Annotated in this window: 11 protein-coding genes; 4 read left to right on the top strand and 7 right to left on the bottom strand. The window is 43.4% G+C overall.

The window, feature by feature from the left end; genetic code table 11:
* Nucleotides 1–83: 83 nt before the first annotated feature.
* Nucleotides 84–1,088, bottom strand: a complete 1,005-nt coding sequence (locus CLV51_RS00795; RefSeq protein ID WP_106526112.1) for a helix-turn-helix transcriptional regulator — start codon at nt 1,086–1,088, stop codon at nt 84–86.
* 139 nt (nt 1,089–1,227) lie between these two features.
* On the opposite strand from CLV51_RS00795, the gene CLV51_RS00790 reads away from it, so the two are divergent.
* On the top strand, nt 1,228–1,851 hold the full coding sequence (locus CLV51_RS00790; protein WP_106526111.1) for a hypothetical protein: 624 nt from the start codon (nt 1,228–1,230) through the stop codon (nt 1,849–1,851).
* 324 nt (nt 1,852–2,175) lie between these two features.
* Nucleotides 2,176–2,811 carry a peroxiredoxin gene (locus CLV51_RS00785; protein WP_106526110.1) on the top strand — a complete coding sequence of 212 codons (636 nt, stop codon included), beginning with the start codon at nt 2,176–2,178 and terminating at the stop codon, nt 2,809–2,811.
* A gap of 644 nt (nt 2,812–3,455) precedes the next feature.
* On the opposite strand, the gene CLV51_RS00780 is transcribed toward CLV51_RS00785, so the two are convergent.
* The 4 genes from CLV51_RS00780 to CLV51_RS00765 all read right to left on the bottom strand — a co-directional run bounded on the left by CLV51_RS00780 (nt 3,456) and on the right by CLV51_RS00765 (nt 9,223).
* Entirely contained in the window at nt 3,456–4,178 is a 723-nt protein-coding gene (locus tag CLV51_RS00780; protein WP_106526109.1) for an RluA family pseudouridine synthase, read from the bottom strand.
* A 15-nt stretch (nt 4,179–4,193) separates the two neighbouring features.
* A complete protein-coding gene (locus CLV51_RS29540) occupies nt 4,194–6,038 on the bottom strand; it encodes a pseudouridine synthase (protein ID WP_106526108.1) in 1,845 nt (614 codons plus the stop codon).
* Nucleotides 6,039–6,098: 60 nt separating this feature from the next.
* A complete protein-coding gene (gene rlmN, locus CLV51_RS00770) occupies nt 6,099–7,142 on the bottom strand; it encodes a dual-specificity RNA methyltransferase RlmN (protein ID WP_106526107.1) in 1,044 nt (347 codons plus the stop codon).
* Between the two features lie 149 nt (nt 7,143–7,291).
* Nucleotides 7,292–9,223: a M23 family metallopeptidase gene (locus CLV51_RS00765; protein WP_106526106.1), complete on the bottom strand. Its 1,932-nt coding sequence runs from the start codon at nt 9,221–9,223 to the stop codon at nt 7,292–7,294.
* A 196-nt stretch (nt 9,224–9,419) separates the two neighbouring features.
* Between CLV51_RS00765 and CLV51_RS00760 the strand changes: the two genes are divergently transcribed.
* The gene (locus tag CLV51_RS00760; protein ID WP_106526105.1) at nt 9,420–10,619 is read left to right on the top strand and encodes a thiolase family protein; all 1,200 of its coding nucleotides are present in this window, start codon (nt 9,420–9,422) and stop codon (nt 10,617–10,619) included.
* 84 nt (nt 10,620–10,703) lie between these two features.
* Here CLV51_RS00760 and CLV51_RS00755 read toward each other — a convergent pair whose 3' ends face one another.
* Nucleotides 10,704–11,276, bottom strand: a complete 573-nt coding sequence (locus CLV51_RS00755) for an RNA polymerase sigma factor (RefSeq protein ID WP_106526104.1) — start codon at nt 11,274–11,276, stop codon at nt 10,704–10,706.
* A gap of 331 nt (nt 11,277–11,607) precedes the next feature.
* Between CLV51_RS00755 and uvrA the strand changes: the two genes are divergently transcribed.
* On the top strand, nt 11,608–14,424 hold the full coding sequence (uvrA, locus tag CLV51_RS00750) for an excinuclease ABC subunit UvrA (RefSeq protein WP_106526103.1): 2,817 nt from the start codon (nt 11,608–11,610) through the stop codon (nt 14,422–14,424).
* A gap of 228 nt (nt 14,425–14,652) precedes the next feature.
* Here uvrA and CLV51_RS00745 read toward each other — a convergent pair whose 3' ends face one another.
* Nucleotides 14,653–15,093 (bottom strand): DUF4293 family protein, encoded by a 441-nt coding sequence (locus CLV51_RS00745; RefSeq protein ID WP_106526102.1) that lies wholly within the window; start codon nt 15,091–15,093, stop codon nt 14,653–14,655.
* Nucleotides 15,094–15,187 lie beyond the last annotated feature (94 nt).

Raw genomic sequence — 15,187 nt, 5'->3', positions numbered from 1 at the left:
GAATTACGGACAAAAGCGAGTGATAACAGCGTATAATCTTCGCTGTTATCACTCGCTTTTGTCCGTAATTCGCAATTCGTAATTTATTTATATAGCGCTGCCATAGCCTTTGCTTCTTCGGCTACTTTCCGGGCCAGGTGGGCAGGTTGTAACACCTTTACCTGGGAGCCGTAGCTGAGCAGCGTCATGGTGAGTTCATGATTGATAACCACGTTAAGGGATATACGACATTCATCACTATTATCTTCCACTACCTCTTGTGAAGTATGAATGGGTTGTGATTTGATATACTTTCCCTGTCTGGGTGTAAAGCTCAGCAGCACATGTTCCGGCTCGCCATCATGTACTGTGATACCAATAGCATGTTGGAAATAGCTGGCATCATCAAAATTCTTTTCATCAAAATGTTTCATGGTAGGCCAGAGTTTTACTACTCTGTCCAGCGCAAACGTAATAACCACACCACCGCGGGTTTGCTGGCTTTTTCCAATCAGGTAAAAACGATGCTGGTATTCCCGCAGATGATAGGGTTCTACCCAATGTTCTTTAGGTTCATCCCGGTCAAAGCTCTGATATGCAATGCGTATTACTTCCAGGCTTTTGATAGCGTCTACTATTTCGGGAATATGTTCTGCTCCTTTGTACTGAGAGGTACGTGTAAATTTGATAAGTCCTCTGTGTTGCAGTGCTTCCCTGTTCATTTTCAGACTGGCAGCTATTTTTAAGATAGCATCTTCAAACTGCTGCACCACCGGCAAACTGCGGAATTGTTCCAGTATGCCGATAGCTATTTCCAGGCCTTGCAGGTCTGCTTCTTCGATGGGAGAATTACTGATGGAAAAACTTTCGTCTGAATAGCGGTATGTGCGACTGCTACGGTCATACACAATAGGCGCCATATAATTCAACTCAGGATCCTGACGCATATCCTGTATGTCTTTTTGTATAGTGCGCGTTGATATATCTGTACCCATTTTATCGGATACATACTCAATCAGGTTTTCCAGGGTGGGTTTAGGCTTTTGCTTGCTGCGCAGCCGCTCATCAATCCAGCGGTAGCGTGACACTGCATCCTTGTTTTTGGGCAAATGATAAAATTTAGGTAATAAAAATAAGCAATTCCCGCTTTTGCAAACAGGATTTAAAATTTTATAACCAAATGTTTACTACGCAAATCCCTTGCGTGCAGCACCGGTAGATTTGTAGTGTTATTAAAACCTGACGGTTATGAATAAGCTACATACAACAGCAATTACACAAATGCAGGCTATTTCAATTGGACAGATCATTATGGATGATTCCAATTACCTGACACTCTGGGGCCAGGTGCAACAGAATAATGTGTGGTATTCATGTGACTTTGTAACTACTTATGAGGTAATGAATACGATGTTGCGGTACAACCAGGAAAAACATCATCATGATGCGGTGCTGATGACAATTGTAAAGAAACTGGAAGACATGCGCCGTGTACCGGATATCATTGACCTGGAAGCTGAACTGGGAGATGCCGTCGTTTTTGATAACATGACCTTTCATATGAGAAGACCCTGTTTGCAGCAGGACAGTAATTGGGAGGCCTATGCAGATGAGGAATGTTACTACATAGAGCGGGTAATTCCCTTGCCTACTGTGCCTACCTTACCACCAGCTGCCCGTACAGATATAAGCGGAAAAATGGAGCAGTGTATACAATTGCTCGCAGATACCTATGACCTATACCTTGGATTTATTGAAATAGAACTGGAGGATGAAGCTGCCCGTGTGAAAGCCGGACTGGAAAACGATAAAAAGTTCAGTATGGCATATTATGCCTGGCAGCTACATACTTCAAATCTTAACGACTTGTAAACCATATTTTTATCCGTTGAATGAACCCTTTTTATCCATTTAAGTTAACCCTTATCTTTCCATGTAAGTTAGCCCCGCTATCCATTTAATGTTAACCCCGACGATCCATTTAAGTTAACCCTGGAAATCCGTTTTAAGTTAACCCCGCTCATCCATCTGAATGAAAACCCTGTTTATCCATTTTTATGAACCCCGTTAATACATTGTTTGTTAGCCCTAATAACCTATCTCCCAAAAAAAATGAGTAAAAAAGAGAAAAAAATCCCTTAAAGTCTATAAATTTTGTAGGAAAATGCTATTTTTGGACAAGTAAATCGTAAAACCATGAGTTTAAGACTGGGCGACGCTGCTCCTAATTTCAAAGCCAACACCACGCTAGGGGAAATAGATCTTTACGATTTCCTCGGCGATAGCTGGGGCGTATTATTCTCCCACCCTGCAGATTTTACACCGGTATGTACTACTGAACTAGGTAAAACAGCCCTGCTCAAAGACGAATTTGCTAAGCGCAACGTTAAAGTGCTGGCTGTCAGTGTAGATCCATTGGATAAACACCTGAGCTGGATAAACGATATTAACGAAACACAGCATTGTGACGTAACTTTTCCTATTATTGCAGATGAAAATAGAACGGTGGCGGATTTGTATGATATGATTCATCCAAATGCTTCTGAAACATTTACAGTAAGATCCTTGTTTGTAATAGGACCAGACAAAAAGATAAAACTGACGATTACATATCCGGCCTCTACCGGCAGGAATTTTCACGAAGTTTTACGCGTTATTGATTCCCTGCAGCTGACAGCTAAATACAGTGTAGCTACACCGGCAGACTGGAAGGATGGCGAAGATGTAATTGTTACGGCAGCAATAGCTACTGCAGATATCCCGGCACGTTTTCCGAAAGGGCATAAGATTATCAAGCCTTATCTGAGAACAACACCGCAGCCTAACAAATAATTTAAAAAGCACAGAAGCCGACATACTATAACCAGGTAACGGCTTTTCTCAATAAGAATTTTTAATGGTTGGTTTTTGATTTTTACGAAACGGGGATTTCTCCCCGTTTTTTTTGTGCCATAATGTAGCCTGCTATAAAACAAAAAGGATCGGGGATGTTAAAAAAGTAACAGGAGCTGTTATTCTATAGTCCAGCAGTTATATTGTACGCTTTAACTCTCTACAATAGCATAATGATGACACAAGGAAAGCACTAGAACAGCTATTTGTTGGCGGATTTTTAGTAGAAAGTTTAAATTTATTGAGAGAAGAGATTGTTATCAATAACCTGAAATTAGATCCCATGGCAAGGCTTCGTGATAATTTCCTTTTCACTGGTACTTTTTCCGGTTGCTGCATTTATAAAGTGGCAGGTAAACATTATTTGCGGGCAAAGAGTTCTCTTTCGGGTAAGCGGGTAAATGCCCTTAACTTCTCGACCTGATTCATAAAAAGCGAAGATCAAAACGGGTAATCTCGCTTTAATCTTCGCTTTATATTTTATAACAAAATGCAGGAGAATCATCTGACATAACACTGGAGAATCAGCATAATCATGAAAATCAGCCTAATCCTGTGTAAGATAATCGCTGGCAGCTGGCTGCCTATCCGCGGTGCTTTCTTAACTGCGTCAGCAACGCGCTCATATCTTTTGGTAGTGGAGCTTCTATTGTATGCTCTTGTCCGCTTTGGTCTTTAAATACCAGCATGGCGGCATGCAATGCCAATCTGCTAAGCATCGGACGTTCTTCTTCCGTGTGCTTTCCCAGCTTGAATTTCTTTTTAATAGAAGATAACATGACCGGTTGAGCACTACCATACAACTCATCTACTGCAATCGGGTGGCCCAGAAATTTCATATGTACCCTGATCTGGTGTGTACGGCCGGTATGGATCTGCATCCTTACTAAACTATATAAACCAAATTCTTCCAGTACTTCGTAATCTGTGGAGGATGGCTTGCCTTTACGGTTAGTCACCATCTTTCCTTTTTGCACCGGATGTTCCATGATACCTTCGCTGACATTGCCTTGTTTAGGCATCGGCTGACCACTTACGAGGCCGAGGTAATATTTTTTTACATCTCTGCTTTCAAAAAGCTGCGAGAAATATTTATGAGCTGCTTCATTGCGTGCAAACAGGATAATGCCACTGGTTTCACGATCCAGTCTGTGAACCGTGAAAATTTCCCCATATGCCTTTTTCATAATAGCGTTCAGCGAGGCTAACTCATTATCATGACGGTCGGGCAGGGTCAGCATTCCCGAAGGTTTGTTGATCACAACAAAATCAGGCGTTTCGAGTAAAATATGATCTACTAATCGCATCAGGTTATTCGGCAGTTATTTTTTAAAATGTTTCAGCAGGATGACCTCTTTTTCGCTGAGAAAGCGCCATTGGCCACGATTCAGCGTTTTTTTGGTAAGACCTGCATACATTACACGATCCAGTTTTTCTACCGTATACTCCAGGTGTTCAAAAATGCGACGTACAATGCGGTTCTTTCCACTGTGAATTTCGATACCTACCTGTTTTTTATCTTTAGGATCTACATATCCCAGCGCATCTACAAAAGCAACACCATCTTCCAGTGTAACACCTTCTACTATCTTCTCAAAATCACCTTTGGTAAGTGGTTTATCCAATTCTACCTGGTAGATCTTTTTGCATTTGTGTTTAGGATGCGACAGGTGTTGTGCAAGTTCACCATCATTGGTCAGCAACAACAAGCCGGATGTATTACGATCCAGACGTCCAACAGGATATACCCTTTCATTTTCCGTAGTAGCGTCCTGAATCAGGTCCATTACGGTTTTGCGGCCTTCAGGATCATCGGTAGTAGTGATGTATCCTTTAGGTTTGTTGAGCAGGATATAAACCAGGTTTTTAGTTAGATTAATTTTTTTTTCATGCATGGTCACCACGTCATCGCCGGTAACTTTGGTAGCCGGTTCGGTTACCACTTTACCATTCACGGTTACTTTACCTTCCTTGATAAGGTCTACCGCTTTTCTGCGTGAGCAAAGTCCGCAATGAGCCACATATTTGTTCAGCGGCATTTCACCGGGGCCAAAAATGCTTTCTTTGGATTCTTTATTGTTCGTGTGTTCGTTGTCGTTAGTATCTCTGGTTTTACCACCTTTTTTCCTGTCTTGTTTATCAGCAAAACGTTCGTTGGTTTTGTCAAAGAATTTCTTACGGTTAAAGCCGCTGGGAGTATCTCTTTGAGCGGACTTGTCGCCTTTACGGCCTTCTCCGTGGAAGTGAAATGCGCTGTTGTCGTCGCTTTTTTTACCGGGTCCTTTTCTGTCGCCACCAAAGGTGCGTTTACGCGGAGCTTTTTCGCCACCATTGTCTTCTTTATCGAAGCTGCGTGTACGTTCAGGGCGTTCTCCATCTCTTCTGAATGCGCTGAAAGCACGTTTGCCATCTGGTTTATCCTCACCGCGGCTGTCGTTGCCTGTGCTGCGTTTACGGAAGCCGGGCTTATCATCACTGTTCCTGTCGGCACCAAAAGAACGTTTACGTTCCGGCTTATCATCACCACCAAAACTACGCTTACGGAAAGCGGGTTTATCATCACTGTTTCTGTCTGCGTTTCTGTCACCGCCAAAAGAGCGTTTGTGTGCTGGTTTTACCTCACCACCGAAGCTGCGTTTGCGTTCCGGTTTATCATCGCTATTTTTGTCGCCGCCAAAAGTACGTTTAGCACGTACCGGTTTATCGTTGCCTAAGTTATCAGTGCCCGATCCACGTTTACGTTCCGGTTTACCATCAGCACCAAAGCTGCGTTTACGGAAGGCAGGCTTATCATCATTGTTTCTGTCGGCACCAAAAGTGCGTTTGCGTTCTGGTTTATCATCATCGCCGAAACTGCGTTTGCGTTCCGCTTTATCATCGCTGTTTCTGTCGGTACCAAAACTGCGTTTACGTTCCGGTTTATCATCACCACCAAAGGTGCGTTTACGGAAAGATGGTTTATCATCACCCGTTCTCTCGCCATCAAAGCGGGGTTTGCGGGAAGATGGTCTGTCATCTCCGGTGCGATTATCTTTTGCAGATGCTCTTCCTGGCCTTTCGCCGTCAGCGGAAGAGCGGTTGCGGTTGCCTGCTGGTTTGTCGCTTTTCCCGAATTTATTTTCTTTGAAAGGACGAGACCCTTTTTTAGCAGGTTGTTTTTTCTTCATAAATTATTATTGATTGATGATCATGCGTGCATGACCAATAGAAATATTATTTTTTAATGATTAGCCTTTATTGGCCAGTTGTCCACATGCTGCGTCAATATCCTTACCACGACTGCGGCGCAGCCTTGCATTCACCCGGTTTTTGGAAAGATATTCCATAAACTCTTCTGCTGTTTTCGCATCTGGTTTCTGGAACCGGGCCATATCGATAGGGTTGTATTCGATAATGTTTACCAGGTCTGCCGGTACCTGACGATATATCTTAATCAACTCATCAGCATCTTCTTTTGAGTCGTTAAAATCTTTGAAGAGGATATATTCGAAGGAAATTTCGTTCTGTGTAGCTTTATAGAAGTAGTTCAGCGCAGCTATCAATTCCGTCAGATTGTTGGAATCGTTGATAGGCATAATTTCGCTGCGTTTTTTATCATTGGCGGCATGTAAAGACAGCGCCAGGTTAAAACGTACTTTGTCGTCGCCCAGCTGCCGGATCATCTTTGCTACGCCGGCAGTAGAAACTGTAATACGTTTGGGAGACATCGCAAGACCATCAGGAGCGGTGATGCGCTCAATAGCCTGTAACACATTCTTGTAGTTGAGCAATGGTTCGCCCATTCCCATAAATACAATGTTACTGAGCTTTTTGCCGGATGTTTCCAGGGCTTGCTGATTGATCAGCGCCACTTCATCATAGATTTCGTCGTAATCGAGATTACGTTTGCGTTCCATGTAGCCGGTAGCACAAAACTTGCAACTCAGGCTACAGCCCACCTGTGAGGATACACAGGCTGTTTGTCTGCTATCAGTAGGGATTAGTACGCCTTCTACGAGATGATTATCGTGTAAACGGAACCTGCTTTTAATGGTGCCATCCGTACTTTGCTGTACGGTATCTATTTTTACGGCTGGCAGGGAAAAATGTTCCTCCAGTTTTTGCCGTAATTCTTTGGAGAGATTGGTCATCGCTTCAAAGCTATTGGCGTGACGCAGCCATAGCCACTCGTATACCTGCTTTGCGCGGAAAGGTTTTTCACCTATTGAACCAAAATATTCCTGTAATGCCGGTAAACTTAAATGCCGGATGTTTTTGTTGTCAGACTTCATTATTGACCATTAATTAAGCAAATGGCTGCCTTACGGCAGTCGAAAAGTAACGGCAAAGATACGTAATATTGAGTTACTGACAGAATGGCCTGTTAAAAGCAATGCCACGGCCATTCCGGGCCGTGGCACACTTATGAAGGGTATTCGGTCTATTTCATCCAAATGGCAGCAAACCGGGACGAATTATCATATCCCTGAATGCGATACAACTGGTATCCCTGGGCATTTAAGTCCTGGAATTTGGTCTGGTAATCGGCCGGAGTCATGTTCATATAAGAATAATATGCTTTGTTCCGCGGCCACCAGAGGCCACCTACATTATTCTGACTGCCATTTTCCTCTATGTTCACATTCACAGTCATCAGGCCGGCTTTGTTTAGCTCATCAAATTTTTTGGTAAAGTCGTTGGTATTCATGCCATAATACATATAAAAGCCACCAGGATTATTGCTCCCGAAGACACCTGCATGGTAGCGCTTGCCGCCTGCATAATATACCACATGCTCTGTTACCCGCATCTTTTGCTGATCTACACATGTTTTCCATTTAGCATTCCATACATCATCTGTGGCATTGTGTATGGCGGTGAAATTTTCATTGCCTCTTTGTTTCCATATAACGGTGAACAGCGGATTGCCGGAATTATCATTTGTAACTGCTATCTGGCGGGGAATGTAGCCCTTGGCATAATACTCATCAAAGTATTGCTGGTATTGCGCGGAGCTCATATTAATGCGGCAATACCACTGAGAAGACAGCCCGTATTGAAAAGATCCGGAAGCCAGATATTGATTACCGGATTTATGTACACTCAGTGTTTGCAATGCCATACCCATACCTGTATAATAGCCCCAGTAGCGGGTTATATACTCAACCGGCACATTATGAAAAGAAGGATAGAAGGGGGCAAAAAAACGATTAAAAGGACTGACAGCACCCACTTCGTAACAGCTGCTGTTATCTGCTGTAGCATATACACCGTAAGCATCTACTTCCATCCAGTTTACACCGGTGGCTGGATTGGGACTTGTTATCCACAACATAAAATGAAGATGATTGTTGCCGGTATTGGGGTCTATGGGGGTGCCATCCTGGTTGAGGCCCCATCCTGCGCCACCAAAGCCGGTGTTGCCACTCCAGGCTATCTGCTGACCGGCATACACCTGGTCTCCGGCTTTTACTTTCAGCTGCTGGTCATTGGTGCCCCACAATAGTTTGGAGGGGTTGGGCAGGTTGGCGAATTTTTTATACTTGGTATCCCGTGCATCTTTATTATTAGGATCTGCCACCGTGATATTTTTTGCGTTCTGCAAATCATGATCAAATCCGCCACGCAGATGAAAGTATCCTGTGCGGTATTGGGTGCCATCTGCAGCAGTATGCTCAATGATCACCACATTGCCGAAGAACTGGTCCCACATGGCAGTTACTACTTTACCGGGAGCGGAAGCATACACACCAAAAGTGGGATCTATACCTGCGCCGTAGGCATCGGCTGTTTTGAGAAAGTCTATGGAGCCATGTCCGCTACCGCCACTATAAATCCAGCCTCCCGAAGGAAAAACTTTGCTGTTAGTATATGGAAGATAAAAGGGAAGCTTTGGAGACAGGCTCTCCGCATACGTTCTGGCATCCGCTTCATTATTGAATATGGATGCAGGAGAGGCATAAAAAAGATTTTTATTTGCTACCTCATCTTTGATACTATAACCACAACAACCGATGGTAACGGTTGGTGTAGTGCAGAAAGCGGTCATATTGCCTTTCATGACCGTTACTTTGTCCCGCATTAACAGCCCGTTATCGATGCTGATCAGCTGTGCGTTACCAGTGACGGCACGATTCCATTTGGGGGCTGCCACCAGGCGCGTAATATTCATTGGGGCAGATGTACGGCCTGACGGTAGTTTTTGCTGAGAGGGCTCGTTACCTTCCATTACTTTAGCCGTAGGTTTAATAGGTCTGTACAGTAATTCAGAAAGGTTTGCTTCATTTTCTCCTGCCGGCTGTTGTGCCTTCGTAACAGTGGAGATGCTGAGCAGGCACGCCGATAGCAACAGGATGCTACATACATTTTTCATTTTGGGGCTATTTTGTTAAAAGTTAAAACAATCGTGGGCAAAGCTAATTAACTGTGCTTTTCAGCAAAGCAGCAATTAGCAATAGGTGGTAATGAGTTAATATCTGGCGGTTTATGTCGTTTATTTATCACAAAAGATGTTTTGTTGGCTGAGTTATAGGGATGTGTTTTATTTGCATATAAACTAAAACACCGACATGCAAGTTGCTTACATAGTAGATGCGGTACGTACGCCTATAGGCCGTTATGGTGGCGCTTTAAGTTCCATTCGTCCGGATGATATGCTGGCGCATCTGATTAAAGCATTATTAAAAAGGAATGCCTCGTTAGATCCTGCTGTAATTGAAGATGTGATTGCAGGAGCAGCTAACCAGGCAGGCGAGGATAACAGGGATGTAGCACGTATGGCTGCGCTGCTGGCTGGTTTACCGGTAACAGTAGCAGGTAATACTGTGAATCGTTTATGTGCTTCCGGTATGCAGGCCATAATGGATGCTGCCCGTGCGGTAATGTGTGGTGAAGGAGATGTATACCTGGCCGGTGGCGTGGAAAGTATGACCCGCGCACCTTTTGTAATGGGTAAATCAGATGGTGCTTTCAGCCGTAAAACAGAAATGTATGATTCCACTATAGGGTGGCGTTTTACCAATAAAAAATTGGCGGATATGTATTATCCATATTCAATGGGAGAAACCGCTGAAAATGTTGCCAGACAATGGAATATCGGCAGGGAAGAACAGGATCTTTTTGCCCTGCGTAGCCAGATCCAGTACAAACAAGCATTTGAAGCTGGTAAATGGCAGGATGAAATTATTCCGGTAGAGATCACTCCCAATAAAGAAGAACAGGTAATATTCTCCAAAGATGAACATCCCCGCGAAACCACGCTGGAAAAGCTCTCCGGGCTGCGTCCTGCTTTTGCAAAAGACGGCAGCGTAACGGCAGGTAACTCTTCCGGCATCAATGATGGTGCTGCGGCGGTATTGATAGTATCTGAAAAAGCATTGAAGCAATTTAATCTGCAGCCACTGGCCATGATAAAAAGTATGGCGGTAGCAGGAGTAGATCCTTCTATTATGGGTATTGGTCCTGTGCCGGCTTCCAGGAAGGCATTACAACGTGCAGGCTTAACAGCAGATCAACTGCACCTGGCAGAACTGAATGAAGCATTTGCCTCTCAGTCACTCGCCTGTATGCGTGATCTGGCATTGAATCCTGATATCGTGAATGTAAATGGTGGGGCTATTGCTATTGGTCATCCGCTGGGTTGTAGTGGTGCCCGTATTACAGCCACCCTGTTGCATGAAATGAAGCGCAGGCCCAATGCTAAATACGGCCTCGCTACCATGTGTGTAGGCGTAGGACAGGGAGCAGCAATGATCTTTGAACGATTGTAAATGATAGTAGGATTTGCCTAAAATAGCGAGCGGTCGGACATTACATCCGGCCGCTCGTTGCTGGCAAGCAAAAAAAAGGGTTCATCATAGACAGATTTGTTTCTCCGTCATCATTTTACGGAGATTGATCAGACCATATCGCATCCGACCTAATGCTGTATTGATACTCACTTGTGTGAGATCTGCAATTTCTTTAAAACTTAATTCTGCATAGTGACGAAGAATGATTACTTCACGTTGTTCCTCCGGTAACATGTCCAGCATTCTGCGAACACGGTCATGGCTCTGGCGTGTAATCATTTTTTCTTCAGCACAGCTATCACTGAATCCCAGTACATCAAAAATATCTTTATCATCACCGGTTCTGATCATTGGCGTACGCTTGATCTTGCGGAAATGATCCACACACAGATTATGCGCTATACGCATGGCCCACGGTAAAAATTTTCCTTTTTCCGTGTAGCGTCCAGCCCTGATGGTGTCAATAATTTTAATGAAAGTATCCTGGAATATATCTTCTGCTAAAAAAGAGTCTTTGACTAAGAGCAGGATAGAGGTAAACACCTTGTCTTTGTGACGGTGTACCAACTCTTCTAACGCGGAAGAATGGCCCTTTTTAAAGAGGGTAATTAACTGCTCATCGCACAATTTGTACATTATTTGCATAAACTTCTACAACTAGGCGGGTTAGTAAATAAATTACAGACTTTGCAGCCAGTTTGGTTGTTTTAATTACGTAGAGTTTAAGCTATAATAAGCAGTTTAGTGTTAGAGATAGTGTTGAAAATGCCAGCGAGATAGATCTGGCCCGTATGCAAATATAGAAGATTTATTCATTTAAACAAATAATAAGTTAGCCGTGGTTTTCAGACGTTTTTGCTTTCAGGTATTGACTTTTAGCTGATAAAACGAACGTGTTATATACGCTTAATTTTTTCAGAACTAAATCACTGATAGCTAACATCATTTCCCTTAAATTTGTTCTGACATGGCAACAAAAGTAAAGAAACAGGAAAGCATAATTGATCCTCAGGAAGTTAGCCCGCAGGACTATATTTTTATAAAAGGAGCCAGGGTACATAATCTCAAGAATGTGAGTGTATCCATACCGCGTAGTAAACTGGTCGTTGTAACAGGCGTTTCCGGATCGGGAAAGTCTTCGCTGACAATGGATACCTTGTATGCAGAAGGACAACGCAGATATGCCGAGAGCTTGAGCTCCTATGCCCGTCAGTTCCTCATGCGAATGAACAAACCGGATGTGGACTACATTAAGGGTATTTGTCCGGCTATTGCTATAGAGCAAAAGGTGATTACCCGTACTCCGAGGTCTACGGTGGGCTCTATGACGGAAATATATGATTACCTCCGCCTCTTGTTTGGGCGTGTAGGTAAAACATACTCTCCCGTATCCGGGCAGTTGGTAAAAAAGCATGAAGTAAGCGATGTGGTAGACTATATCATAAAGCTGAAAAAAGGTAGTAAAGTATTACTGCTGGTGCCTTTTCGCCGCCATGCCAAAAGAGAGGTGAAGGAAGAGCTGAATATCCTGATGCAGAAAGGCTTTTCCCGCTTATATACTCCTGGCAGCGAAGGAACCGGATTGGTACGCATTGAAGAATTGCTGGAAGAAAAGAAACCCGTTGTTGCCGCAGATGCCTGGGTACTCATAGATCGCCTGGTAGTGAAAGATTTTGAGGAAGATGATAAACATCGTATAGCCGATAGCGTGCAAACGGCCTTTTATGAAAGCGAAGGAGATTGTTATGTGGAGATAGATGGCAAACCGATGCAGCATTTTGCTAATCGTTTTGAATTAGATGGCCTTCAGTTCGAAGAACCCGTTCCCAATTTATTTTCTTTCAACAACCCATACGGCGCATGTCCCACCTGTGAAGGATTTGGACAAACGTTAGGAATTGATACCGACCTGGTAATACCGGACAAACGGTTAAGCGTTTTCGAAGGTGCGGTAGCACCGTGGAGAGGAGAGAAGATGGGCGAATACAAAGAAGCGCTCATCAAGGCTGCCCGCAAATTCGGATTCCCGGTACACAAACCTATCGCGGACCTTACAGATGAACAGGTGCAATTGCTGTGGACAGGCAACGAGCATTTCTATGGGCTGAATGAGTTCTTTAAAATGGTAGAACAAAACCTGTACAAGGTACAATACCGTGTGTTACAGGCGCGCTATCGTGGCCGCACCATCTGCCCGGAATGTGGAGGTGGCCGTTTACGCAAAGAAGCATTATACATCAAAATAGGTGGTCGGAATATTGCAGACCTGGTAGATATGCCGGTGGAGAACCTGAAAGTATGGTTTGATGAATTGCAATTGAATGAATATGAACAACAGGTGGGGAAACGTATCCTCATAGAAATAAACCATCGCCTAAAAACATTACTGGATGTAGGTCTTGGCTATCTTACGTTAAATCGTGTAGCCAATACATTGAGTGGCGGGGAAAGTCAGCGTATTCAGCTTACACGTACACTCGGCAGTAACCTCACCAACTCCATGTACATACTGGATGAACCCAGTATCGGTTTGCATGCACGTGATACACACCGTTTAATTGCCGTGTTAAAAGAACTGCGTGATTTAGGCAATACGGTAGTAGTAGTAGAGCATGATGAGCAGATGATGGAAGAGGCGGACTATATCATTGATATGGGGCCACTGGCAAGCCATCTGGGTGGTGAAGTAATTTTTGAAGGTACTTATCCGCAGATTTTGGAAGATGGTAAAAGTCTTACTGGTAAGTATCTCAGCGGTCAACTCACCATTGATCCACCACTGAAATTACGCAAATGGAAAAAGGCGATTACCCTGGAAGGCTGCCGTCAGCATAACCTGAAAGATATCACTGTTGATTTTCCGTTAGAAGTACTGACAGTTATAACGGGTGTGAGCGGATCAGGCAAAACCACGTTGGTAAAGCAAATTCTTTATCCTGCGCTGATGAAGCTGAAAGGGGAATTTGCAGAAAGAGTAGGTTATCACAAAGCCCTGAAAGGTGCTGTAGATGATATTACGCAGATAGAAATGATTGATCAGAATCCTATCGGTAAGTCTTCCCGCTCCAATCCGGTTACTTACATCAAGGCATACGATGAAATCAGGGATCTTTACTCCAAACAACCATTGAGTAAAATGCGTGGCTTCCAGCCGAAACATTTTTCTTTCAATGTGGATGGTGGCCGTTGTGATGCCTGTAAAGGAGAAGGAGAAGTAGTAGTAGAAATGCAGTTCCTGGCCGATGTACACCTTACCTGCGAAAGCTGCGGTGGTAAAAGGTTTAAAGATGAAGTACTGGAAGTAACCTATAAAGGGAAAAATATTTATGAGGTGCTGGATCTGGGTGTAGATGATGCACTGGACTTTTTCAAAGAAGAGAAAGATGTTTGCAACAAAATACGTCCGTTGAGCAGTGTGGGATTAGGATATGTAAAACTCGGACAAAGCAGCGATACCCTGAGTGGTGGCGAGGCTCAACGTGTAAAGCTGGCATCTTTTCTGGGTAAAGGAAAAGCACAGGGTCATATCATGTTTATCTTTGACGAGCCTACTACAGGTCTGCATTTCCACGACATCAAAAAATTATTGAACTCTTTTAATGCATTAATTGAACAGGGACATACCGTGTTGGTTATTGAACACAATCTCGACGTAATTCGCAGCGCTGACTGGGTAATTGACCTGGGGCCTGAAGGTGGTGCTGGTGGCGGTAATCTGCTGTATGCCGGTGTACCGGAAGGATTGAAGAAAGTGAAGGGAAGCTATACAGGAAAGTTTCTTTAAAGCGGAGGGAAGGCCTTCGGCCTTTGTCTTTTCTTTAGCAGGATTATGCTGATTATAATGATTATGCTGATTTTATTTTCTTCTGAAAGTTATCTCTATCGTTATTAAATATGCTTTAGAAAATCAGTAAGTATCTTTATAAAAAAGAAATGAAATCAGCATAATCATTATAATCAGCATAATCCTGCTAAAGAAAAGACAAAGGCCGAAGGCCTTCCTCGCAATTCTTTATCTAAGTCTGTCTAAAGACTTAATCAGCTTCTCATCTTTATAAATTCCTCTTGCTGCAAGGAATAAAAGAATAATAATAATGATGGGTAAAAAAGAAGCCAGCAGGTAAGAAGCAGAAACGATGGAAACCCCGCCGGAACTGAGCTTGTTAGCCGTTTGCTGTACTACATAATATTGGTAGGTCAATGCAGCTACTGCAAACAGAATATTGAAAACTGTTAAACGGAATTGCATTTTGCGCTTCTTAAAAAGAAAAATGCAGCCCCCAGCCACTAGAATAATGACGATATACAGTACAAATAACAGGTAATTGCTGGACGCATTTACATACGTTTCAGTGCCATTGCTAAGTTTGGCTTTCCATAGATTGTAACATAAAGCAGCGGCGCCTCCACCGGCAGCCAATAGCAGATAAAGACTCTGGATGCGTTGTATCATGATATTTACGAATGTTTAACGCCGTAAAAGTAAGTAATTTTAATGGTGTAAGTGCGCAATATCTGATAGGTATTAGACTATTTTGATAGACTGC

It is taken from the genome of Chitinophaga niastensis, from assembly GCF_003014755.1.
GTDB lineage: Bacteria > Bacteroidota > Bacteroidia > Chitinophagales > Chitinophagaceae > Chitinophaga > Chitinophaga niastensis.
Note: the sequence above shows the minus strand (reverse complement) of the source record. Positions and strands in the feature narration are given on the sequence as shown.

Excerpts from the sequence above, each read along its gene's own strand:
- rlmN (WP_106526107.1), bottom strand. The coding sequence starts at position 7,142 with ATGAAGTCTGACAACAAAAACATCCGGCATTTAAGTTTACCGGCATTA.
- CLV51_RS29540 (WP_106526108.1), bottom strand. The coding sequence starts at position 6,038 with ATGAAGAAAAAACAACCTGCTAAAAAAGGGTCTCGTCCTTTCAAAGAA.
- CLV51_RS00755 (WP_106526104.1), bottom strand. The coding sequence starts at position 11,276 with ATGTACAAATTGTGCGATGAGCAGTTAATTACCCTCTTTAAAAAGGGC.
- uvrA (WP_106526103.1), top strand. The coding sequence starts at position 11,608 with ATGGCAACAAAAGTAAAGAAACAGGAAAGCATAATTGATCCTCAGGAA.
- CLV51_RS00760 (WP_106526105.1), top strand. The coding sequence starts at position 9,420 with ATGCAAGTTGCTTACATAGTAGATGCGGTACGTACGCCTATAGGCCGT.
- CLV51_RS00765 (WP_106526106.1), bottom strand. The coding sequence starts at position 9,223 with ATGAAAAATGTATGTAGCATCCTGTTGCTATCGGCGTGCCTGCTCAGC.
- CLV51_RS00785 (WP_106526110.1), top strand. The coding sequence starts at position 2,176 with ATGAGTTTAAGACTGGGCGACGCTGCTCCTAATTTCAAAGCCAACACC.
- CLV51_RS00790 (WP_106526111.1), top strand. The coding sequence starts at position 1,228 with ATGAATAAGCTACATACAACAGCAATTACACAAATGCAGGCTATTTCA.
- CLV51_RS00745 (WP_106526102.1), bottom strand. The coding sequence starts at position 15,093 with ATGATACAACGCATCCAGAGTCTTTATCTGCTATTGGCTGCCGGTGGA.
- CLV51_RS00780 (WP_106526109.1), bottom strand. The coding sequence starts at position 4,178 with ATGCGATTAGTAGATCATATTTTACTCGAAACGCCTGATTTTGTTGTG.